The 22981-nt window shown below is 71.0% G+C and carries 19 protein-coding genes; 5 read left to right on the top strand and 14 right to left on the bottom strand.

Annotated elements, in window-relative coordinates; genetic code table 11:
• Window positions 1–7 precede the first annotated feature (7 nt).
• Both TBR22_RS24530 and TBR22_RS24525 read left to right on the top strand, forming a co-directional pair.
• Complete coding sequence (locus TBR22_RS24530) at window positions 8–559, top strand: hypothetical protein (protein WP_239490473.1); 552 nt, start codon at window positions 8–10, stop codon at window positions 557–559.
• Between the two features lie 117 nt (window positions 560–676).
• A complete protein-coding gene (locus tag TBR22_RS24525; RefSeq protein ID WP_239490472.1) occupies window positions 677–934 on the top strand; it encodes a heavy-metal-associated domain-containing protein in 258 nt (85 codons plus the stop codon).
• 327 nt (window positions 935–1261) lie between these two features.
• Here the strand turns inward: TBR22_RS24525 and TBR22_RS24520 are convergent, their stop codons facing one another.
• The 5 genes from TBR22_RS24520 to TBR22_RS24500 all read right to left on the bottom strand — a co-directional run bounded on the left by TBR22_RS24520 (window position 1262) and on the right by TBR22_RS24500 (window position 8732).
• Window positions 1262–2647 (bottom strand): efflux transporter outer membrane subunit, encoded by a 1386-nt coding sequence (locus TBR22_RS24520; RefSeq protein ID WP_239490471.1) that lies wholly within the window; start codon window positions 2645–2647, stop codon window positions 1262–1264.
• On the bottom strand, window positions 2640–5876 hold the full coding sequence (locus TBR22_RS24515) for an efflux RND transporter permease subunit (protein ID WP_305068755.1): 3237 nt from the start codon (window positions 5874–5876) through the stop codon (window positions 2640–2642). Before TBR22_RS24515 ends, TBR22_RS24520 begins: the two co-directional genes overlap by 8 nt.
• Window positions 5873–7000 (bottom strand): efflux RND transporter periplasmic adaptor subunit, encoded by a 1128-nt coding sequence (locus tag TBR22_RS24510; protein ID WP_239490470.1) that lies wholly within the window; start codon window positions 6998–7000, stop codon window positions 5873–5875. The genes TBR22_RS24515 and TBR22_RS24510 overlap by 4 nt, the downstream gene beginning before the upstream one ends.
• 194 nt (window positions 7001–7194) lie before the next feature.
• Window positions 7195–7950: an SDR family oxidoreductase gene (locus TBR22_RS24505; RefSeq protein WP_239490469.1), complete on the bottom strand. Its 756-nt coding sequence runs from the start codon at window positions 7948–7950 to the stop codon at window positions 7195–7197.
• Between the two features lie 98 nt (window positions 7951–8048).
• Entirely contained in the window at window positions 8049–8732 is a 684-nt protein-coding gene (locus tag TBR22_RS24500; RefSeq protein ID WP_239490468.1) for a hydrolase, read from the bottom strand.
• 442 nt (window positions 8733–9174) lie between these two features.
• Here TBR22_RS24500 and TBR22_RS24495 point away from each other — a divergent pair, with 442 nt between their 5' ends.
• Window positions 9175–10164: a GlxA family transcriptional regulator gene (locus tag TBR22_RS24495; protein ID WP_239490467.1), complete on the top strand. Its 990-nt coding sequence runs from the start codon at window positions 9175–9177 to the stop codon at window positions 10162–10164.
• 18 nt (window positions 10165–10182) lie between these two features.
• Here TBR22_RS24495 and TBR22_RS24490 read toward each other — a convergent pair whose 3' ends face one another.
• Genes TBR22_RS24490 through TBR22_RS24480 form a run of 3 tightly spaced genes read right to left on the bottom strand, consistent with a single transcriptional unit; the run spans window position 10183 to window position 13581 of the window.
• Window positions 10183–10770: an RNA polymerase sigma factor gene (locus tag TBR22_RS24490; RefSeq protein ID WP_239490466.1), complete on the bottom strand. Its 588-nt coding sequence runs from the start codon at window positions 10768–10770 to the stop codon at window positions 10183–10185.
• Window positions 10771–10825: 55 nt separating this feature from the next.
• Window positions 10826–13186 (bottom strand): heavy metal translocating P-type ATPase, encoded by a 2361-nt coding sequence (locus tag TBR22_RS24485; RefSeq protein ID WP_239490465.1) that lies wholly within the window; start codon window positions 13184–13186, stop codon window positions 10826–10828.
• A gap of 11 nt (window positions 13187–13197) precedes the next feature.
• Window positions 13198–13581 carry a cupredoxin domain-containing protein gene (locus TBR22_RS24480; RefSeq protein WP_239490464.1) on the bottom strand — a complete coding sequence of 128 codons (384 nt, stop codon included), beginning with the start codon at window positions 13579–13581 and terminating at the stop codon, window positions 13198–13200.
• Window positions 13582–13774: 193 nt separating this feature from the next.
• On the opposite strand from TBR22_RS24480, the gene TBR22_RS24475 reads away from it, so the two are divergent.
• On the top strand, window positions 13775–14545 hold the full coding sequence (locus tag TBR22_RS24475; protein WP_239490463.1) for an enoyl-CoA hydratase/isomerase family protein: 771 nt from the start codon (window positions 13775–13777) through the stop codon (window positions 14543–14545).
• A 72-nt stretch (window positions 14546–14617) separates the two neighbouring features.
• On the opposite strand, the gene TBR22_RS24470 is transcribed toward TBR22_RS24475, so the two are convergent.
• From TBR22_RS24470 to TBR22_RS24460, 3 genes are all read right to left on the bottom strand, one after another.
• Window positions 14618–15226, bottom strand: a complete 609-nt coding sequence (locus tag TBR22_RS24470) for a response regulator transcription factor (RefSeq protein WP_239490462.1) — start codon at window positions 15224–15226, stop codon at window positions 14618–14620.
• Window positions 15227–15395: 169 nt separating this feature from the next.
• A complete protein-coding gene (locus TBR22_RS24465; RefSeq protein ID WP_239490461.1) occupies window positions 15396–16469 on the bottom strand; it encodes a hypothetical protein in 1074 nt (357 codons plus the stop codon).
• Complete coding sequence (locus TBR22_RS24460) at window positions 16438–18564, bottom strand: thiamine pyrophosphate-dependent enzyme (protein WP_239490460.1); 2127 nt, start codon at window positions 18562–18564, stop codon at window positions 16438–16440. The genes TBR22_RS24465 and TBR22_RS24460 overlap by 32 nt, the downstream gene beginning before the upstream one ends.
• 260 nt (window positions 18565–18824) lie before the next feature.
• On the opposite strand from TBR22_RS24460, the gene TBR22_RS24455 reads away from it, so the two are divergent.
• Window positions 18825–19142 (top strand): cupin domain-containing protein, encoded by a 318-nt coding sequence (locus tag TBR22_RS24455; RefSeq protein WP_239490459.1) that lies wholly within the window; start codon window positions 18825–18827, stop codon window positions 19140–19142.
• A gap of 107 nt (window positions 19143–19249) precedes the next feature.
• Here TBR22_RS24455 and TBR22_RS24450 read toward each other — a convergent pair whose 3' ends face one another.
• The 3 genes from TBR22_RS24450 to murJ all read right to left on the bottom strand — a co-directional run bounded on the left by TBR22_RS24450 (window position 19250) and on the right by murJ (window position 22974).
• Window positions 19250–19987, bottom strand: coding sequence for a rhomboid family intramembrane serine protease (locus TBR22_RS24450; protein WP_239490458.1), 738 nt, complete (start codon window positions 19985–19987; stop codon window positions 19250–19252).
• A 145-nt stretch (window positions 19988–20132) separates the two neighbouring features.
• Window positions 20133–21362, bottom strand: coding sequence for an MFS transporter (locus tag TBR22_RS24445; protein WP_239490457.1), 1230 nt, complete (start codon window positions 21360–21362; stop codon window positions 20133–20135).
• Window positions 21355–22974 (bottom strand): murein biosynthesis integral membrane protein MurJ, encoded by a 1620-nt coding sequence (gene murJ, locus TBR22_RS24440; RefSeq protein ID WP_239490456.1) that lies wholly within the window; start codon window positions 22972–22974, stop codon window positions 21355–21357. Before murJ ends, TBR22_RS24445 begins: the two co-directional genes overlap by 8 nt.
• Window positions 22975–22981 lie beyond the last annotated feature (7 nt).

The following is a 22981-nucleotide window of genomic DNA, read 5'->3' as shown; positions in this document are numbered from 1 at the left end:
TGTTTCCGTGTCGCCACTACTGATCCTCGGTGTCCTGCTGCTCGTGATCGTCGGCGTGCTGTCGCTGCTGCAGCGTCGCACGCAGGTGGACCACACCACGCGAGGCGGCACACCCCCGGTGGGTCCGCCGCAGGCCCCCGAACCTGCCGGCCCTCGCCGTGTACGGAACGAGACGCAGCTCGAGGACCCGCGACTCGGTGTGCTGGTCTTCAACGACGACCGCCTGTGGCAGACCGACTCCCTCGACTTCGACGGCATTCCCATCGTCGCGGAGCTTCAGGGGGATGCGCAGGGACTGCACCCGGCGGCGCGTCGGATCGCGGTCGCCGCGTGCGACGACGCGAAGCGACTCTGGGCGCGCGGGCGCGAGCTGGTGGCGGCCGAGCTCCAGCGGCGCGGGCAGCCGACCGACGACATCGAGCCGTACGAACTCGCCGTGGATGTCGAGGACGGCGAACCTGTCGGCTTCCTCTGGTACGTGGCCGGTGACTTCCGTGGCGAGATCGGTGTGTCGAGTCGCGACCAATGGCAGACGCTGTCGCTCGAGGTGATCGAGTGACGGCCCTGGCGCCGGCATCGGCTGTAATGCCGGCTGCCCGTCTGCGTCGGCACGGGCATGAATACGACCACACCAACCTCGACTTCGACCAAAACGCTGTCGCTGCGGATCTCCGGCATGTCGTGTGACGCCTGTGTCCGCCACGTCACTCGCGCCCTCGACGGCATCGCGGGTGTCGTGGACGTCAACGTGGACCTCGACACGGCCCGTGCCATCGTGACCACCGAGCCCGGTCGCGTGCGTGTCGAGGAACTCATCCTTGCCATCGAGCACGCCGGCTACGGGGCGCGAGCGGTCGTGACAGGTGACGCCGCAGCCTCCGAGCTCCCCGATCCCTACGCCCGCGCGGGCGGGTGTTGCCGAACGCGCAACTGAGGCGACGATCGACGAGGGGCCGCCCGACCGGGCGGCCCCTTTCGTGCGATGCCCACCCCGATTCCACCGTCCCTCGCTTCGCTGGCCTGATTCGCGCAGTCGCTGCGCCTCGCCCCCGCCCTATCCCTGAACCAGCGCCGGCGCGTCTGCCGGTTGTCCCATCGCGACCTGCGTCGTTCCGCCTTCGTTCGCCCCGAGCCTGTCGTGGTCGCCGGGGCATGGCCCTGCACACGCAGTTGCTGCCCTGGAAGGACTCGAAGTCCAGGCAGCAGGCCCGGCAGCGCGAGATGCACTGCCGGGCCTCATGCGCGTGGAGTGCGCTCGAGGTCACTGCCAGCCGCCGCCGAGCGAACGGTACACGTCCACCACCGCCTGCTGGTGGGCCGTGAGGGCGCGGCTCGCCGCGAGCTCGCCGACGATGCGGTCACGTTCGGCCAGGGTGCGGGCCAACGAGTCGACGAGTCCTTCGCGGTACTGCACGGTCACGATGGCTGCCGCGCCGGAGGCCGCGTCCAGGCGGCGCTGCGTCGCCGACAGGCGATCGGTGGCGGCGCCGTAGGCATCCACCGCCGTGCGGACGTCCTCGAGCGCGCGCAGCGTCGCCTGCTCGTACTCGGCGAACGCGGCGTCGGCCAGGGCGCCGGCGGCGCGGGCTCGGCGGCGGAGCTGTGGCAAGTCCAGCACCGACCACGCAATTCGCGGTGCTGCCAGCCACGAGAGGGCACCGGCGTCGGCCAACGACCCGAGACCGCCGGCGACAAGGCCGATGGATCCAATCACGTCGATGCGCGGACGCAACTCCGCACGGGCCACCCCGGCGCGGGCCAGGGCCGCGTCCAGGCGCGCCTGCGCCATGCCGACATCCGGTCGCCGTGCCAGCACCTCCGTCATCTGGCCGATCGGGAGCTGCCGGGCCCGCAATGCCGCCGCTGGCGTCGGCGGCACCGACCAGCCATCTGGCGATCGGCCGGTCAGCGTGGCCAGGCGCAGCCGCGCCCGTTCGGCGGTGTGGGCGACGAGCGCCTGCTCGGCCACCATCTCGTCGTCGAGTTGCCTGACGCGCAGCAGGTCCAGCGACGTGAGCCGACCGCCCGCGATCAACGCGCTCGTCTTGGCCAGCAGGTCCTGGACCTGCTGGCGCAGGTTGGCCAGGATGTCGAGGTCGCGCTCCGCCCCCTGCCAGTCGTAGTACGCAGAGGCCACCTGAGCCGCGACGGCGACCTGCACGCCACGGGCATCCATCGCCGCGGCCATTGCGTCCGCCTCTGCCGCCCGCGTCCGGCCGCGCAGGCGCCCGAACACGTCGGCTTCCCAGGCGACGTCGATGCCGGCGCGCTGGACCGTTCCCGTTCGCGTCGGCAACTCCAGGCCCTGCGCCTGGAACTCGCTGAGGTGCTGGCGTGACAGGCTGGCGGCCACCCCGCCGGTCGGCAGCAGGTTCAGGCGCGTGGCGCCCGCGAGCTCCCGCGCGGCGATGACCCGTGCAGCTGCCGCCTGCAGGTCCCGATTGGCAGCGATGGCCTCCGTGACCAGCGCGTCCAGCACAGGATCCTGGAACTGGCGCCACCAACGCGCCTCGAACTGGCCGTCGGTGACCCACGACGAGGGCGACGCCACGGGCGTCGGCAGGCTGCTCGTCGGCGCCGGCACCTTGACCGCGCAGCCGGCCAGCAGCGCCGCAATCGACACGATGACCGATACGGACTTACGCACGACCCACCTCCGTGACAGAACGCGTGACCTGGAGCGGCGTGTCCTGACGGACCGCCGTGGCCGATGGCGCGCGACTGGCGGCTGCGGCCGGTCGCGTCCGGCCGCGGGCCTCACGCCATCGCTGCACGAGCACGTACGCCACCGGCGTGAAGAGCAACCCGAAGACGGTCACGCCTAGCATGCCGGAGAAGACCGCAACGCCCATCGCGCGCCGCATCTCGGCGCCGGCGCCCGTCGCCATGACCAGCGGGACGACACCCATGACGAACGCGAGGGACGTCATGAGGATCGGCCGCAGTCGCAGGCGGCAGGCCTCGAGCACGGCGGCGTGCAGCGCCACGCCCTCCTCCTGCTGCTGCCGTGCGAACTCCACGAGCAGAATCGCGTTCTTCGCAGCCAGGCCGATCAGCACGACGAAGCCGATCTGGGTGAACACGTTGTTGTCGTGCCCGGACACCCAGAGGCCGGCCAACGCGCCCAGCAGGACGAGCGGCACCACCACCATCACCGACAGCGGCAGGGTCCAGCTGTTGTACTGCGCCGCCAGCAGCAGGAAGGCGAGCAGGATCGCCATCGCGAACACGCCGACCGCGCCGCGGCCATCGCGCATCTGCTGGTAGGTGAGGTCGGTCCACTCGTAGGCGAATCCTTCCGGCAGGGTCTTCTCGAGGATCCGCGTCATCTCCTCGACGGCCTCGCCCGAACTGACGCCCGGCGCAGGGCCACCGTTGATGTCGGCCGACGGGTGCACGTTGTACCGCGACACGGGATCCGGCCCCGATGACGGGCGCGTGGTCGCCACCGCAGCGATCGGCAGCATCGTCCCGTCCGGGGCGCGCACCTGGAGCCGTCCGATGCCGTCCGTGTCGGCACGGAAGGCCGCATCGGCCTGCACCGTGACCCGGTACGGCCGCCCGAGCAGCGTGAAGTCGTTGACGTAGAGCGAGCCGAGATACGCCTGCAGGGTCTCGTGAACGTGGCCCAGCGGGATGCCGAGCTGGCGGGTGCGTTCGCGGTCGACGTCGAGTCGCAGTCGCGGCACGTCCACCTGATAGGCGGAGAACACCCCGGCCAGCCTGGGCGACGTCCTCGCCTCGGCGAGCACGGCCTGCGTGGCGTCGTACAGGGCACGCGGCCCCCGTGCCGCGCGGTCCTCGATCTGCACCTTGAAGCCGCCAATCGCGCCGAGCCCGGGAACCGGCGGGGGCGGGAAGATCGCCGCCATGGCGCCGCCGATGCCGGCGAACCGGCCGTTGAGCGCACCGGCGATGGCGCCGGCACTCAGCTCCGGTGTGGTGCGCGCCTCGAACGGATCGAGCATGGCGAAGATCACGGCGGCACTGGGGTTCAGGACGAAGCCGTTGATCGAGAGCCCCGGGAATGCCGCCACGCTCTCCACGCCCGGCTGCTCGAGGGCGATCCGCGTCATCTCCCTCACCACTGCCTCGGTGCGGTCCAGCGAGGCGCCGTTGGGCAACTGCGCGATTCCGACCAGGTAGTACTTGTCCTGCGCCGGCACGAAGCCCGTGGGCACGTGACGGAAGGTCGCGCCGGTGAGCAGCAGCAGGCCACCGTAGAGGACGGCGACGATCGCGGCGTACCTGATGGCCCGCCCGACGCCGGCGACGTACCAGCGCGCGCCGCGGTCGAACAGCGCGTTGAACCTGCGAGTGAACGGTCCGATGACGCGATCGAGGACGCGCGAGAGCACGTCGCGCGCCTCGCCATGCGGCTTGAGCAGCAGCGCCGACAGCGCTGGCGACAGCGTCAGCGAATTGAGCGCGGAGATGGTCGTCGAGATCGCGATCGTGAGCGCGAACTGCCGGTAGAACTGGCCGGTCAGCCCGGCGAGCATCGCCGTCGGGATGAACACCGCCGACAGCACCGCCGTGATCGCGATGATCGGGCCGGTCACCTCCTCCATGGCCCGTACGGCGGCGTCGCGAGGGCCCTGCCCGAGGGCGAGGTGTCGCTCGACGTTCTCCACGACGACGATGGCGTCGTCGACGACGATGCCGATGGAGAGGACGAGGCCGAAGAGGGAGAGCGTGTTGAGGGTGAACCCGAACAGGTGCATCACCGCGAGCGTGCCGACCAGCGACACCGGCACGGCCAGCACCGGGATGATCGAGGCGCGCCAGGTCTGGAGGAACAGCAGCACCACGGCGACGACGAGGAGCGTGGCCTCGAGCAGCGTCGTGATCACGTTGCGGATCGAGGCACGCACGAAGACGGTCGGGTCGTAGGCGATGCGGTGCTCCACGCCCGCCGGGAACTCGCGCGCCAGTCGCGTCATGGTCTCGCGCACCTTCTGCGACACCTCGAGCGCGCTGGCTCCGGGATCCTGGAGCACCTGGATGGCCACCGCCGGCTGGTTGTCGATGAGGGCACGCAGCGCGTACTGGTCGGCGCCCAACTCGACGCGGGCGACCTCGCGCAGGCGGACCGTGCCGCCGCCGGGTTCGGTGCGGACGATGATCTGCTCGAACTCCTCCGGCGACGACAGGCGACCCCTGGTATCCACCGCGAGCTGGAAGGCGCTGGTTGGCGATGGCTGCTGGCCGACGGCGCCGGCGGCGACCTGGACGTTCTGCTCGCGGATCGCCGCGATCACGTCACTGGTGGCGAGCGACCGGGCCGCCATGCGGTCCGGGTCCAGCCAGACGCGCAGGCTGTAGTCGCCGGCGCCCCATACCTGGACGTCCCCGACCCCGGGCACACGCGCCAGTTCGTCCTTGACGCGCCGCGTGGCGAAGTTCGAGAGGTAGAGCGGATCGTAACGGCCTCCTGGTGACACCAGGTGGACCACCATCAGGATGTCGGGGGAGAGCTTCTGGGTGGTGACACCCAGGCGCTGCACCTCCACCGGCAATCGCGGCAGCGCCCGCGACACACGGTTCTGCACCTCGACCTGCGCGAGCTCGGGGGAGACGTGCGCGTCGAAGGTCACATTCAGCGTGAGGGAGCCGTCGCCGGCCGCCTGCGAGCCCATGTAGAGCATGCCGTCCACGCCGTTGATGGCCTGCTCCAGTGGCGCCGCGACGGTGTCGGCAATGGCTTCCGGACTGGCGCCGGGGTAGGCGGCGCGCACGACCACGGTCGGCGGCGTGACGCGCGGGTACTCGGTCAGGGGCAGTCGGCCGAGGCTGAGGGCGCCGGCGATGACGATCAGCCCCGAGAGCACGATGGCTCCGACGGGTCTGTCGATGAAGTAGCGGGAGACGTTCATCGTACCGCCTCCGGCTGCGGCACCACCTTCGTGCCCGGGCGGATTGGCAGTCCCGGGAGCACGACCTGCTCGCCGGGCCGGACCGCGTCGTTGGCGACCACGCGCAGGTCCCGCACCCTGGCGCCGAGCTCGATGCCGCGGTACTCGACGATCCCGGAGGCGTTGGCCACGAGCACGTAGCGCTCTCCCTGATCGGTGCCGATGGCGACCTCGGGGATCACGGTGGCCCGCGTCGCGGTGCCGTACCGGAACGCCACGCGCACCACCGACGAGGGCAGCAGGCGGCCATCGGGGTTGGGCAGGCGTGCCCGCACGCGCAACGTACCGGTCTGCGCACCGACGCTGTGGTCGATGAAGTCGATGGGGCCGCTGGCCGGCGCGCCGCCCTCGAACGGCGTGACCGTCGCCAGCCAGGCTCGCTGGCCGGCCAGCCGGGCGCGGGCCGCGGTGGTCGGGTCGAGCTCGAAGTACACGTAGATCGGATCGAGCGACTGCAGCAGCGCCAGGCGGGTCCCGTTGCCCGGACCGCCGGTCACCAGATTGCCGCGCGTGACGTCCAGCTTCCCGATGGTGCCGGCGACCGGCGCACGGACGGTCGTGAAGTCGAGCTGGAGCGCGGCGTCCGCAACCGCGGCGCGTGCCGCCTCGAGCCTGGCCGTGAGGTGCGCCACCTCGCCACGCCGGCGGTCCACTTCCTCGGCGGCGACGGCGTCCTGGAGCACGAGGCGCTCGGCGCGTGCCAGTTCCTGCCGAGCCCGGGCGAGCTGGGCCTCGATTCCCGCCTGCTCGGCCTGCGCCCGCGTCAGCGCGATCGCGTAAGGCCGCGGGTCGATGCGGAACAGCGGCGCGCCGGCCGCCACCCGCGCGCCTTCCTTGAAGAGCACGGCATCGAGGGCGCCACCGACGCGGGCCCGCAATTCGACGCGCTGGATCGGCTCGACACGGCCCGTGAAGGTGGTCTCGAGCGGGACGTCCTGGCGTGTCGCGGCAACCGTCCTGACCGTTGGGGGCGGTGCTGGTGCGTCGCCAGACCGCGCTTGCGTCGTGCACGCCACGCTGATGAGGGCCAGCACGCCAGCCCCGACGATCCGGATCAGCGCACGTGTGGTGTTCGGCATGTGCATCAGTTCCTTCCTTTCTGCGGACTGGCTGACGAGCGGGTCTCACGCGCATTACAGGCTCCGCGGGAGCCGCGAAGCACGAGAGCGCATGGGCGGAGAGCGCGTCGGGCGGGCGTGCGACTGCCGGGCCCCGACGGCGTGGCGCTCGGCATCACCGACGCCGAGGGGCGCGGCGCCGCCGCCAGAGCGGTGGACGGTCAGGGCGCCTCGACGGAGTGACGCAGCCAGGTGTCGAAGCGGGTGCTGCCGATCCGTGCGGCGTCCCCCGAAAGGAGCTCGCGTCCCGTCAGCCGGGCCCCGAAGTACGCGGCCCGCGGATCGGCGACGACCCGACGCGCGTCCTGTCGTGCACGCAGCACACGCCCGACGATCTCGTCGAGCCGGAACACCTCCGGACCCGCGAGCTCGATCACGCCGTCGACAGGGCGACCGACCGCCACGGACGCGATCGTCCGTGCCACGTCCTCGCCCGCGATCGGGCGGACGGGGACCGGTGGCAGACGCACCTCCGATCGCACCAGGGCGTGGTCGGCCAGGCGCGGCAGGAACTCGAAGAACTGCGTGCTGCGCACGATCGAGTGGGGCAGGCCGCTGGCGGTGATCAGGGCTTCCTGCGCCCACTTCGCACGCAGGTACGGGCTGTCCTCGACCGCGTCGACCCCCACCACCGACAGCGCCACCACGTGCCCCACACGGGCCGCCGCCGCATGCTCGAGCAGCATGCGTGTCGCCACGGTGAAGTGCTCCATGACCCCCGCGGCATCGAAGCGTGAGGCGTTGGAGACGTCGACGACAGCCGCCGCGCCCTCCAACGCGGCGGCCAGGCCGCGGCCCGTCAGGGCATCGACGCCGGTGCGCCGCGAGGCCGCGACCGCCGCATGGCCGTCAGCCGCGAGCCGGGCGACCAGCGTCGCCCCCAGCAACCCGGTGCCGCCGATCACGACGATCTTCATCAGGCATTCCCTTCCGGATGGAGCGTGGTGAGGAGTGTGGCGCGCTGCCGGCGATGAGCGTCGCCAGTTCCTGCGAAGTCCCCTGACGCCTCGACGGTTCAGCCGATCGCCGCGAGCGCGCGGTCGGGGGCGGCGGAGAACGTCGCCCGGTAGAACCCGCCCGTGCCCCAGGCGCCGGCGTGCTCGGCGACGATGCGGTTCACCGCGTCGTAGGTTTCCTTGCGCGCCCAGTCGTACTGCAGTTCCGACAGCAACTGCACCCAGGAGAGCGGCGTGGCTCCCGCCTGCACCATGCGCTGGACGCCCAGGTCGTGCGCGGCCGTCGACGACCCTCCCGATGCGTCAGCGACGAAGTACACGTCGTACCCGGCCTCGAGGGCCGAGAGGACCGGGAGCGTGAGGCAGACCTCCGTCCAGAGCCCGGCCATCACGAGCTTCTGCCGCCCGATGGCGCGCACTTCCTGCACCACGCGATGGTCGGCCCACGTGTTGATGGCCGAGCGGTCGATCGCATCCCGCTCGGGAAACAGGCGGGCCAGCTGCGGGATGAGCGGACCACTGAAGCTCGATGCCGCGATGGTCGTCAGGATCACCGGCAGCTCGAACGCCAGCGCCGTCTTGGCGAGGGCTTCGACGTTGTTCAGCAGCAACTGCCGATCGATCGAGCCGACGCCGAAGATCATCTGCGGCTGGTAGTCGATCAGCAGCAGCGTGGCGTTGCGTGGCGTGACGAGCCTGGTGCTTTCGGCGGTGTTCGGGTCGAGGTAGTCCGGATACGCCATCTCTCATCCTCCCAGGAAGCTGCGGGCGCGCAGCGGTCACGTCGCGCGCAGGGTGTGAGTGGAGGCTACGCGTGCCAGGCACGGCGGCTCAATGACGAGACGCACGCATTAGCTGCCCATGGTGGCCGGGCCGCTGCGACGGCGCTTTCACGTGTAAATGCGCCGGACGCGCGGCGACGAAGGTGGACAGACCGACGTTTCGTGCCATGACGCGCGTGGCGTTGCCGACGATCCGGCCATGCGTCAGCACACGGCTACGGCTCGAGCGACGTGACGTGACAGGGCGGCGACGTTCGCTGTCACTTGAACGGCAGAGCTGGGCGTCGCTGAATGACCTGCCGCTGGTCCCACGGGATGACTGGAAACATGCGGCAGATACCGCCTGCAATCCAGCGGACGACCGTGCCGTCGGCACGTCCGCATGTGACATACTCGCGCCGTCATGCGCCGCATCCTGATGACAGGATTGCCGCCCCTGGAAGTCCAGGATCTGGCGGGTCCGCTGGAGGTGTTCTCTCGATGCGAGGGCTATCGCGTCGACCTCGTGTCACCGGAAGCCTCGCGCGCGATCGAGATCAATCTGGGCCTGCAGATCACCGGCGCGTCGCACTACCGCGACGTGACCGGCCCGGTCGATACACTCTGGGTCGTCGGTGGTCCCGACGCGCCTGCCGGCGCCTACGACGTCGCGTATCTCGAGTGGTTGAGGGTGACCGCCGCACAGGCGCGGCGGGTCGGGGCCAGTTGCCTCGGTACCTTCCTCCTCGCCGCTGCCGGCGTACTCGATGGCAAGCGTGTCGTGACGCACTGGCAATGGTGCGACAGCCTGGCGCAGCAGTACCCGTCGGTGACCGTCGTGCGCGACGCGATCTACGTCCGCGACGGCCACATCTGGACCTCGGCCGGAATCACCACGGGGCTCGACCTCGCCCTCACGTTCGTGGAGGAGGACTTCGGTCGACGACGGGCGCTGACGCTCGCGCAGTGGCTGGTCATGTTCGTGCGCCGCCCCGGTAGTCAGCCCCAGTTGGGGCGCCTCCTGACGGTCTATGCGGGGTTGCGCCGGCCGTTCGACGACCTGGTCGTGTGGATGCTGGAGCACCTGTCCGAGCCCTTGACGGTCGAGAGTCTTGCGGCGCAGGCAGGCATGAGCGTGCGTCAGTTCATCAGGGTCTTCCAGCGGGAGAAGGGCATGCCGCCGGGGCGCTTCCTCGATCAGCTGCGGGTCGAGACGGCGCGTCGCATGCTCGAGGAGTCGGACAACGGGCTCAAGGAGGTCGCCGCGTTGTGCGGCTTCGGGTCGGTCGACTCGATGCGGCGCGCCTTCATGCGCATCGTCGGCGCCTCACCCGCCAGCTTCGCGAGACGCGCGCTGTCGGCCGACCGTAATGGCGCGGAGGCGTTGGTCGCGACCAGGCGCGCCTCGCGCTGAAGCCGGCGGCTGCGGCCCTCACGCCTTCGACGGCCGACCACACGTGCAGTCGAGGCACCCGTGGTCGGCGCACGTCCCGCACGAGGCGACCACCTGCGCGCGCAGCGCCTGGCGCGCGCGGAAGACCCGCACTCCCGCGTTGTTGGCCGTGAGCCCATGCGCGGAGGCGTAGTCCTTGACGGGCGTGCCGCGGACGTCGATCTCGCGCAGCGCATCGGCGTACTCGGGCTTCAGCGTGCCGGCCAGGCGCGACACGCAGGCGCAGATTTCGTCGGCGACCTCTGGCGGCGGCGCCGAGTCGGGCAGCTCGGAGGCGAACCTCTCCAGGGCGCTGCTCGCCGCGGCGTTCCGGCGGTAGTGATCGATGGTGGCGTTGCGGAGCATCCGGTAGAACCACGCCACGGCCGACTCGTCGTCCCTCAGGGTATGGGCGTGCGTGATGGCACGGCCGAAGGCCTCCTGCAGGAGGTCCTCGGCCGTCTCCTTCGACCCCACCCGACGCTCGAGGAAGCGCAGGAACGCGCGGTGGTTCTCGACCAGGACGTCGAGCACGGCTTTCGACACCGACGGCCCGGCGTCCTCGTTGGCAATCTCGTGTGCGGTCATGTCCGTCCTTCGCTGTCGTTCCCGGGGGCACGATAGCAGGGCCCACTGGGGTCGGTCACGCGAGTCGGGCCGCGCGCAGGCGGAGGCTGTTGGCCACGACGCTGACCGAGCTGAACGCCATCGCGGCGCTGGCCAGGATCGGACTCAGCAGTATCCCCGCGGCAGGGTAGAGCAGCCCCGCGGCGATCGGCACGCCGACCACGTTGTAGACGAAGGCCCAGAACAGGTTCTGCTTCATCGTCGCCATGGTGCGGCGCGACAGCGCAATCGCCATCGGCACGCCGGCGAGGTCGCCGCGCATCAAGGTGACGTCTGCCGCCTCGATGGCGATGTCGGTGCCGGTGCCGATTGCCAGGCCGACGTCGGCGCGCGCGAGCGCCGGCGCGTCGTTGATGCCGTCGCCCACCATCGCCACCACGTGTCCCTCGGCCTGCAGGCGCGCCACCTCGGCGACCTTCCCCTCGGGCAGGACGCCGGCGACGACGCGATCGATGCCCGCCTCGCGGGCGATCACCTGCGCCGTGCGCTGGTTGTCGCCGGTCAGCATGACGACGTCCAGGCCCATCGCCCGCAGGCGGCCGATGGCCTCACGGCTCGTTGCCTTGATCGGATCGGCCACGGCGATGATGCCGAGCAGGCGTGGCGCGTCGCCAGTGCGTGCGACGAACATCGGCGTGCGCCCCAGGTCCGCGATGCGCGCCGCGTCGGCCGCGAGCGCTCCAGCCGCCAGGCCCTCCTCCTCGAGCAGCGCCGCATTGCCGATGACCAGGTGCTCGTCGTCGACCCACCCCGCGGCGCCGCGGCCGGTGATCGACCTGAAGTCGCGGGCCTGCGATACGGTCAGGCCGCGCTCGCGCGCCGCTCGCACGATCGCGTTCGCCAGCGGGTGCTCGGAATCGGCCTCCAGTGACGCGGCGCGGGCCAGCAGCGCGTCGGCGTCGATGCCGGCGTCGGCCGCGACGACGATGTCGGTCACGGCGGGGCGGCCCTCGGTGACGGTGCCCGTCTTGTCGAGGACCACCGTCGTCAGGGCCCCGGCACGCTGCAGCGCCTCGCCGCCCTTGATCAGGATGCCGTGCGCGGCGCCGCGTCCGGTCGCGACCATCAGCGCGGTGGGCACGGCAAGGCCCATGGCGCACGGGCACGCGATGATGAGCACGGCGACCGCCGTGGCGAACGCCTGCAGCATCGAGCCTTCGCCGGCGATCACGACCCACCCCGCGAACGTCGCGATCGCCAGGGAGAGCACGACGGGCACGAACACGGCACTGACCTTGTCGGCCAGCGCCTGGATCGGCGCGCGCGAGCCCTGCGCGTCGCGCATCATCCTGGCAATCCGCTGCAGGGCACTGTCGGCGCCGACGTGCTCGGCCCGGAAGCGGAACGCGCCGGTGCCGTTGATCGTGCCGCTGAACACCGGGTCGCCGGCGCGCTTGTCGACCGGCAGGCTCTCGCCGGTGAGCATCGACTCGTCGAGGCTGCTGCGGCCGTCGAGGATGGTGCCGTCGACGGGGATGCGTTCGCCGGGACGGACGACGATGATGTCGCCCACGGTCACTGCGTCCACCGGCACCTCCACCTCGACGCCGTCACGCAGCACCCGCGCCGTCGCGGGCTGCAGGTCCGCCAGGGCCCGCAGAGCCGCCGACGTCTGGCGCTTCGCGCGGGCCTCGAAGGTGTTGCCGACGAGGATGAGCGCGATGATGAAGAGGACCGCCTCGAAGTAGACGTCCGGCGCCACGCCGCGCGACGACAGCAGGTCGGGCACGACGATCGCCATGGTCGAGTAGGCGAAGGCCGCGCCGGTGCCGACGGCCACCAGCGTGTTCATGTCGGCGGCGTGATGGCGGAACGCCTTCCAGGCGCGCACGTAGAAGTGCCGGCCGGCCCACGCCATGACTGCCGCCGTCATGGCGAACAGCACCCAGGACAGGACGGCGGGGGCGATGGCGTACAGCCAGGGCAGCGCGCCCGACAACCACGGGTCGATCGTCCGGTGGGACCAGGCGAGGAACGGATCGGCCGGCGCGACCGCATGCCCGTGACCGGCGTCGCCCTGCGGCGCCCGCATCAGGGGCATCGAGAGCAGCATGCCAAGGCCGGCGGCGCCGAGGCTGACGACCGCCTTGCGGCGCACCTCGCGGTACTCCTCCTCCTGGGCGCGGTCCTGGGCCGCCTGCTCGTCGAGCGCGGAGTGATGGGGCGAGGGCAGCGAGGAGCCGTACCCCGTCTGCTCGATCACCTTGACGAGGTCGGTCGGGGTCAGCGCCGCGCCGTCGAAGGTGAGCGAGGCGTTCTCCAGCATCAGGTTCACCGACGCACGGGTCACGCCCGGGGTCTTCTCGAGTGCCCGCTGGACGCGCACCGAGCAGGAGGCGCAGGTCATGCCCACGACGGGAAGCGTCAACGTGTCCATGGCAGCACTCCTCAACGGCTGGTGACCACGAGCCGACCGCGCAGCATGCCCATGCCGCACGTGAACTGGTAGGTGCCGGCCTGCGTCGGCGTGAACTCCACCGAGGTCACGGCGCCGGTCGGCAGGAACTTCCGGATGCCGAAGTCCGGCAGGACCACCTCCTCCGAGCAGCCGGACGTGTCGGCCCGATCGAAGCTGAGCCTTACCGGTCGTCCCGCCTCGACCTGAATCGCGGAAGGTGAGTACCCGCCGTCGACCCGGACCAGCGCTTCCTGGAGCCCGGCCCCATCCACCGCCGCCTGCTGGGTCTTGGGAACGGCGAAGAAGAAGTACCAGTTGAGCCAGGCGATGGCCGACACGCTGCCGACCATGACGATTCCTTCCACGAGTGTCATCGTTGTCCTCCCCATGGGCCCGAAGGCCTTTCACTGGGGGCTGACGGGGAAGGGCCGGTGGCATTACACCGTCGGCCGCCGATGCAGGTGGGGAAGGGAGGCGGGCGGGCAGGCGTGGCATGATCGCCGCGTCCGGACGGGATAGACTGCCTCGAGGGTTCGCGTCCCGCCCCCACCGATCTCGGAGCCGCACGTGCAACACATCTCGCTCGACCGGGAAGAAGGCATCCTCGTCATCACGCTCGCCAGGGGCAAGGCCAATGCCCTGACCCACGAGATGGTGGACGAGCTCAACCAGGCCCTCAACCATGCGCGCGTCGACGACCGTACCCACGGCGTGGTGATCACGAGCGCCGGGCCGAAGGTCTTCTGCAGCGGGTTCGACGTCGAGGAGGTCTTCAAGTACCCACCCGACGTGCTGACGCGCTACATGCGGCGGTTCATCGAGCTGTTCGACAACCTGCGGACGCTGCCCAAGCCGACCGTCGCCGGCCTGAATGGCCACTGCTATGCCGGCGGCGCCATCCTCGCGCTGGCCTGCGACGAGCGACTGATGGCCGAAGGGGACTTCCAGTTCGCCCTCAACGAGGTGTCGCTGGGCGTCGTGCTGCCGGCGCGCATGCTGCGCGCCATGGCTGCCGTCCTGCCCGGCGCGACGGCCCGGCAGATGTTCCTCGAGGGGCACGTCTACAAGGCCCAGGACGCGCAGCAGCACGGGATCGTCGAGGAGCTGGTGCCGGCGGGCAACGTGCGACATCGCGCGCTGACCATCGCGCGCCAGCTCGCGTCGAGGCCGCCCCGCGCGTTCGCTGCGCACAAGCAGGCGCTGGTGGAAGCCGCGGGCGGACCGCCCTACACGCCGGACGAAGTGGCCCGGATGGCCGAGGAGTTCAGCGCCGTGTGGTTCGACGAGGAGTGTCGCTGTTACCGCGACCTGCTCGTCTCCAGGATGCAGGCCAGGTAGGGCGCGGTCTCCGACCGCGCCGCTGTGGATGGCGGCCGCGTGGGACACGCGGCCCTACCGCTGTGGGACGTCCTAGATGTGCAACAGCCCGCGATCGAGCGCGTGGCGCACGGCTTGCGTGCGGGTGCGGGCGTCGAGCTTGCCGTAGATCGACGCGACGTGGAACTTCACCGTGTGCGGGCTGATGCCGAGGCGCTCGGCGATGCGCTGGTTGGACAGCCCCTCGGCCAGCAGGTCGAGCACGTCCTGCTCGCGGTCGGTGAGGATGGCCTCCTGCAGGTCGTCGGCGCCCTCGGCGCGGACTGCGACGCCCGCTGGCGCCGGTCGCATCCAGTCTCCGGGCGCGACGGCATAGCCGGCATCGACCATCTCGAGCGCGCGACGCAGCTGCGAGGGCGAGACGTCGACGGGCAGCGCGGCCCAGCCGGTCAGGGCCAGGTCGCGCAGGCGATCGACCGCCTGCGGCGGTGCCCCGACCACGGCCAGGCCTTGCAGGGGCATCAACGCCTGCATCCACTCGCGCCCCTCCGGCACCGCGTCGGCCAACCCCACCGACGCCGTCACGTCGTCGGCGTCGCTCGGCAGGGCCGCCTCCGCCATGGCCGACAGCCCGGCACCTGCGAGGCGTTCACGAAGCAGATCCCGCCGGCGCGCCGACGGGGCGATGAGGAGGATGTCCATGTGTATTCCTTGTGACGCTCCAACCAGCTTTCCCGGTCTTACCACGGTAGCAGGTCTCTGACGCGAAGCGGAGCCGGCCTTCGTCATGGGACGGCCTTCGTCATTCGGCCTTCGGCCCGCCGGCATTCCCGGCGTGCCCCGAGCGAAGTCGAAGGGCATCGCGGCATTGTCACGGAACGAACTCGTACAGTCCCGGGGTGACGAGCAGCCGGCCGTCGCGGGCGAACCACATCGAGGACGGCGTGATCACGCCGGCGCCAGCCAACTGGAGCGTCCGTACCTTCTCGCCGTCGCCGTCGAACACGTACACGTGTGAGGAGGGCAGGGCCACCCAGAGTCGTCCCTGCCTGTCGACCGCCGCCGTCCGCACCGTCGGCACCACCACGGGGAAGCTGACGTCGTCGACGCTGCGTCGGCGCCAGGTGGTCGGCATCGCCATGACGATGGGGTCGATCTCGCGGCCCTGGATCGTCCGCTCGAACTCCAGCGTGCCGGTCGCCGAGTACTTGCGGAAGGCGGGCGGCCCGGCCAGGAAGACCACGTACACGCCGCCGTCGGGCGTCGGGAGCGGCAGCGCGGTGTTGAACGCCAGGTGCACGTCCGGGTCGGCCTCGAACCCCGTCCGCCGCAGCAGGCCGAACTGCCGCTGCACCGCGCCCGTCACGCTGTACTCGGAGACGAGCACGCCGCGCTCGGGCTGGTTCAGGAGCACCGTGGTTCCCGTGTAGCGGGCCGCGGCGATGCCGTTGAAGACGACGTTGTCGATGGTGACGCGGGGCGCTTCCGACGCCGCCACCGAGAACGTGTTCAGCACCTGGCCATTGCCCTGGAAGACCGACACGCGCGGCTGGCGTCCTGGCGCGTCGGCCACGATGAAGTCGCCGCTGTCGGCGACGTGGAAGGCCGTCGGCCGCAGCACCCGGCCCGCCTCGTATCCGATCTCGACGAGTGGACGGACGGCGGTGCGCGCCGGATCGACGGCGTAGACGCGATGGCGGCGCCTGTCGAAGACGAGCGCGGTGCCGTCGGGTCGCGTGGCGTAGCCGTGCGCGTCCTCGAACTCGCCGGCCAGCCAGGCGGGCAGCGCCGCTGACGAACGCAGCACCTCGATGCGGGCGGCCGCCTGCAGGCGCAGGGCCGGGAACGCGGCCCCCAGCAGGACCGTGACGAGGCAGAGCAGGGCGCCGCAGGCGGCGCCCTGGGTGAGGAGGTCAGTACGCGGCGAGCTTGCGGATCGCGGCAAGGACATCGGCCGACTGCGGGAGGATCTCTTCCTCGAGGTCGGGGCAGTAGGCCACCGGCGTGTCCATGGCCGCCACGCGCAGCACCGGCGCGTCGAGGTGCTCGAAGAAGTGCTCCGCCACGTGCGCGGCGATCTCGGCGCCGAAGCCCGACGTGAGCGTGTCCTCGTGCGCGACGATCAGGCGGTTGGTCTCGCGGACCGCCGTCCCGATCGTCTCCCAGTCGCACGGCATGATCGTGCGCAGGTCGATGACGCGGACGCTGATGCCGTCCTTCTCGGCCTGCTGCGCCGCCAGCAGGCTGCGCTGCACGAGTGCGCCCCACGTCACCACCGTGACGTCGGTCCCGTGGCGCCGCACGGCCGCGCGGCCGAACGGGATGGTGTAGTCGGGCCCAGGGTAGACGCCCTTGTTGTACGTCTGCCGGTACAGGTGCTTGTGCTCGAGGAACAGCACCGGGTCGTCGCAGCGGATGGCGGTGCGCAGCAGGCCGGCCGCGTCGACCGCGTTGCTCGGGAACGCGATGTGGATGCCCGGGCAGTGCGCGAAGATGCTCTCGCCCGACTGGCTGTGGTACGGCGCGCCGCCGCGCAGGTAGCCGCCGATCGGCGAGCGGATCACCACCGGCGCCTTGAACGTGTTGTTGGACCGGTAGCGCAGCATCGTGAGCTCGTCACGAATCTGCATGAAGGCGGGCCAGATGTAGTCGAAGAACTGGATCTCCACGACCGGCTTCAGCCCGCGCGTCGCCATGCCGGTGGCGCGGCCGACGATGTTGGCTTCAGCGAGGGGCGAATTGAACACGCGCTGCCCGCCGAACTCGCGCTGCAGGCCGTGCGTCACCTTGAACACGCCGCCCTTGCCCGACACCTCCGCCAGGGCGGCGGCGCGGCTCGCGTCGGCCACGTCCTCGCCGAACACGACGATGCGCGGGTTGGCGCGCATCTCGTCGTGGAGTGTCCGGTTGATGGCGGCCACCATCGTGTCGGGCTTGCCGTCGGCGTGCGGCTCGGTCACCCACGTGTCGTCGGTGGGGTCGACGTCGGGCGAGAACACGTAGAGGCCCGCCGTGTCGCGCGCCGGCTTGGCGGCCGCGAGCGCCACGTCGGTGGCCGCGTTGACCTCGCGATCGACCTCGGCGTGCAGCGCATCGAGGTCCTCGCGCGTCGCCAGGGCCTCGGCCAGCAGGTGCTCTGCGGCGCACGTGATCGGGTCGCGCGTCGCCTCGCGGGCTCGTTCCGCCGCCGTCTTGTACAGCCGCTCGTCGTCGGACAGCGAGTGCGAGTACGGGCGGATCACCTTCGCGTGCACGAAGGCCGGGCCCTCGCCGCTGCGCGCGTAGGCCACCGCCTCCTCCATCACCCGCAGGCTGGCGAGCAGGTCGGTGCCATCGACGCGGAAGACCTTGAGGTGGGGGAAGCCCTCGACCAGGCGGGAGATGTCGCCGCCCGGGGTCTGCACCTCGACCGGCACCGAGATCGCGTAGCCGTTGTCCTCGATCAGGTAGACGATCGGCAGCCGCGCGTTGCTGGCCGTGTTGAGCGACTCCCAGAATTCGCCCTCGCTCGTCGTGCCATCGCCGACCGACACGTACGTCACCGCGTCGGGCGCGGGCCGTTCACCGTCCGGGACGCCGGGCAGTTCGGTGAGCAGTCGCGTCGCCTCGGCGCAGCCGATGGCCTGCAGGCACTGCGTGCCCGTCGGGCTCGACCCCGAGACGATGTTCCAGCGCGTGTGTCCCCAGTGCGACGGCATCTGCCGGCCGCCCGACGAGGGATCGTCCTTGGCGCCGACGCCCTGCAGCAGCATCTCGAGCGGCGTCACGCCGAGGGCGAGGCAGAAGGCGCGATCGCGGTAGTAGGGATACGCCCAGTCCACGCCGGGACGGAGCGCGAGCCCGGCCGCCACGAGGATGGCCTCGTGGCCCGCGCCGCTGATCTGGAAGAAGATCTGGCTCTGGTTCTTGAGCTGGATCTCCTTGTCGTCGATCCGGCGCGACAGCACCATGAGCCGGTACGCACGCAGCAGTGTCTCGCGCGCATGCGTGTGTTCCGGGGCCAGTGTCGACGAGGTGGGATGCTCCGCCACGGTCTTCATGATGCGGCGGGAACGGGTCGGACGGCGAGGCTGGACTCGAGCATAACCAATGCTTCTTCTGTAATTCGCCCCCATTATAGGGTAGCCGCGCCCTCTACTGTACCGCCGGTCCGCAATCGGCCATCGGATATTTGACACTCCCGCCGGCTCGACCTGCGGCCGTTGCCGCGCGGCGTCCTGACCCGGTTCCGGAGTCCGCATCGCCACCCAGCCCCCGACGCCCATCCCCCCAGGTCGTGACAACCCGCTAGGATGCTTCGATGGCCCTCTATCGCTGGGACGAGATCGCGCTGGAGAAGGTGACCGAGATGGTGTCGCGCAAGGTGGTGCGCGGCGAGCGTGAGATGTTGACGCAGGTCTACCTGAAGAAGGGCGCGCTGGTGCCGCTGCACGCGCACGACGAGGAACAGATGACGTACGTGCTCCAGGGCGCGCTCCAGTTCCTGGTCGGCGGCGAGGACGTCAGGGTCGAGGAGGGCGAAGTGCTGCACATCCCGAGCGGCGTGGCACACCAGGCCGTGGCCCTCGACGACACGTTCGTGCTCGGCGTCTTCAGCCCGGTCCGCGCTCAGGGCTGACCCGCTCCGGTCCACATGCCCGTCGGCGGTCGACGGGCCCGTCGGCCAAGGCCGACGGCTACATCGAAGCAGAATCGATCCCCGATCCGCGATCCCCGATCCGCGATCTAGTGCACATTCCACCCACCGCGACCGCCCTGATGGACGTCGAACTTCCGGCGGGCGCGCTGCAGGCGCCACTTCGTGTAGCGGTACTTCAACTCGGCCGTCAGGCCGCCGCGGCCTCGCATCAGCAGCAGCCACCCGGTGAGCAGGCCGCCGAGGTGCGCCAGGTGGGCCATCGTGCCGCCCGACGAGGTGATCGAAAGGAACAGCGTGATCGCGCCGGTGATCAGCACGAAGATGCGTGCCGGCACCGGAAACAGGAAGTACATGTAGATCGGGCGGTTGGCGAACGTCATGCCGAACGCCGCGAGCAGGCCGTAGATGGCGCCCGACGCGCCGACGGTCGGCGTGACGTACAGCATCGACGCGAAGTCGAACGGCAGCAGGGACGCCAGGATGGTGGTTGCGGCCGCACCGAGCCCGCACAGCAGGTAGAAGCGCGCGAAGGCCCGCGTGCCCCACAACTGCTCGAGTTCGACGCCGAACATCCACAGCGCCAGCATGTTGAACACGAGGTGCGTGAGCCCCGCGTGCAGGAACATGTAGGTGAACGGCTGCCAGAGCCAGAGCGACTCGAGCACGGCGGCCGGCGTGAGTCCGCCCCAGATCGTCAGCGCCGACGACACCAACTGGGCCAGGAACGCCACGCCGTTGGCGATGAGCAGTGCCTTGACCGCCGGTGTCAGTGGGCCGGGGCCGAACTGATACGAGACGCGACCGTAGCTGGGTGGGCGGGGCACCCGATCAGTCTACCCCTCGGCCTTCGTCATCCGGCCTTCGGCCTTCGGATACCGGCAGGCGGCAGTGGGCAGTCGGCGGTCGACTGAGGACTCCGGCTCAGGCGGTCGGCGCGTCAGCATGGTTTCCGAGCCCTGAGCCCCTGCCCTACTCCTCGTCGGCCGCCGGATCCACCGCCGCGACGTTCACCTCGACCGGCTCGACGTGAATAGGCAGCGGCGGGGCGGCCGGCAGGCGGGTCGCCAGGGCAGCGGCCAGCAGCGGCAGCGCGCCGAGCAGCGTGAGGGTGGTCGGCAGGCCCAGCGCGTCGGCCACGCTGCCGGTCACCGGCACCAGCATGCCGCCTGTCCCCCACGCGACGCCCATCATCAGCGAGGACACCGTCGCGGCGCTGTGGGGCGCGAGCGCCTGGCCGAAGCTGACGTTGACCGGCAGCGTGGACTGCAGGAACAGGCCGCCGAGCGCGAGCAGGCCCGCGAAGCCCCATCCGCGCAACTGCGGCGCCGCCAGCAGGAACGGCGCCGCCAGCACGAACGACAGCATGATCACGCGCCGCGGGCCGAATGCATCGGCAAGGCGACCACCCCAGAAGCCGCCGACGCTCGACATGAACAGGTACAGCGCCATCGCGGTGCCCGCCGCGCCCACCGACATCCCCTGCCGCGTGAGCAGCACCGGCACGAAGGTGGCAAACGACAGCGACACCACCGTGCGCATCACCACGAGCACGTAGAGCAGGAACAGGTTGCGAGCCTGCGGCCGCAGCGCCGCCAGGCCGCCGCCATGCGCGTGCGGGGGAGCGAGCGGCAGCGCCGGCACCAGTCGCGCGAACAGCAGCGCGCACGCCAGGCCGGGGAACAGGAACCACGTGGTGGCCGGCAGGCCGTAGCGCCCCGCGGCGTTGGCGACGATGAGCGGCGACAGCGCGAAGCCGATCGACCCGCTCGTCACGAAGACGGCCATCGCGGTGCCCGGCCGGACGCGCCCCGCCGTGTGCGCGACCATCGCGCCCGGCGGATGGAACGCCGCCACGCCGAGGCCGCCCACCACCAGCACCAGTGCCAGCACGGCCTGCTGCTGCACCAGCCCGATGAGGCTGAGCACCAGCGCGCTCACCAGTGGGCCCGCAATGAGCAGCGCCCGCGCATGGCCGCGGTCGGCGAGGCGCCCGAAGCCGAGTTGCGACAGCGACGCGGCTCCCTGGAACACCATCATGAGCGTGCCGGCGGCCTGCAGGCTCATGCCCAGGCGCGGCATCAGCAACGGCAGCAGCGGCGCGTACATGTTGGAGTACGCGTCGACCATGAAGTGCGCCGACGACACCACCCCCAGCGGCCGCCGATCGACGGCCGAACTCGTCGTTACCGGGTCAGGCATCGTCTCTCGACGCGGAGCGACTCCGGCCCCGCAAGCGGCGCAGCAGTCGGCTGGACGCCTCGTCGAACTCCTCGATCCGCAGCGCTCGCGCCGCCACCACCAGCACCAGCAGGGCGAACCCGATGGCCACGGCCACGCGGGCGACCTGCGAGACGAAGGCGGCGCCCGTGAACAGGTGCGACGCCATCCAGGCGTGCGAGCCCCACGCGGCCGCCGCCATGACGGCACTTGCCAGGCCGATGCGCACGAAGGTCGAGGCGAGACGGCCGGCCTCGATGCCGCCGATGCGACGACGGAGCAGCAGCATCAGCAGTCCGGCGTTGAGCAGCGAGGCCAGCGCCGTGCCGAGCGCCAGGCCGACGTAGCCGAGGCGCCCGACGAAGGCGAGGCTCAGGGCGGCGTTCATCAGCACGGCGGTGACGCTGATCACGACCGGCGTCCGGCTGTCGCGCAACGCGTAGAAGGTGGGCGACAGCACCTTGACCGCCGAGTAGCCGATCAGGCCTGGCGCGTACGCCATCAACGCCAGCGCGGCCGCCTGCGTGTCACTGGGCAGGAAGCGCCCGCGCTCGAAGATGACGCGCACGATCGGGACGGCGAGGGCCAGCAGGCCGGCGCTGGCCGGCACGGTGAGCGTCAGGATCAGGCGCATGGCGTGCGCCACGGTGCGTCGCACGGCTGGCGTGTCCTCGCGCGCCGCGTGCTGCGAGATCAAGGGCAGCGAGGCGCTGGCGATCGACACCCCGAACAGGCCGATGGGCAGGTAGAGGATGCGGAACGCGTAGTTGAGCCAGGACACGGCGCCCGGCTGCTGGCTGGTGGCCAGCACCGTGCTCACGTACACGTTGAACTGCGTCGCCGCGACGCCGAGCGTGCCCGGCCCCATCAGCAGCAGGATCTCGCGCAGCCCCGGATCGCGCGGCGCGAAGTCGGGCCGGAAGCGGAACCCTTCCGCGCGCAACTGCGGCCACTGCAGCAGCACCTGGCCGAGTCCGCCGGCCAGCACCGCCACGGCCAACGCCGTCACCGGCTCGAGGCCGAGCGAAGGCATGAGCGGCACGAGCAGCAGGATGCAGGCGATGGAGGCGACGTTGAAGGTGGCCGGCGCGAGCGCCGGCACGAAGAAGCGGCCGAGCGCGTTCAGCATGCCCATCGCCGCCACGGCGACGGCCACCAGCGGCAGGAACGGGAACATGAGCCGGGTGAGCCGCACCGTGAGCTCGAACTTGCCCGGCACCTGCGCGAACTCGCCGGCGAACGCGCGGGTCATCGGCTCGGCGAAGACGATGCCGGCCAGCGCGATGGTCGAGGTCACCAGCAGCAGCGCCGTGATGGCGCGCCGCCCGAGCGTCCAGGCCGCGTCCTTGCCCTCGCGGGTGAGCGTGCGGCTGAAGGTCGGCACGAAGGCAGCGGTCATCGCGCCCTCGGCAAACAGGTCGCGGACCAGGTTCGGCAGGCGGAACGCGACGTTGAACGCGTCCATCTGGTGGCTGGCGCCGAAGGCATGCGCGAGCACCTGCTCGCGTACCAGCCCGAGGATCCGGCTGGCCATCGTCGCGCTGCCGACCAGTCCAGCGGTTCGGGTCAGGGAGGGGCCGGACGGGCGCGTCACCGCGTCA

The organism is Luteitalea sp. TBR-22, assembly GCF_016865485.1.
Lineage (GTDB): Bacteria > Acidobacteriota > Vicinamibacteria > Vicinamibacterales > Vicinamibacteraceae > Luteitalea.
The sequence above is the reverse complement of the archived record's forward strand: the minus strand, read 5'-3'. Positions and strand labels throughout refer to the sequence as shown.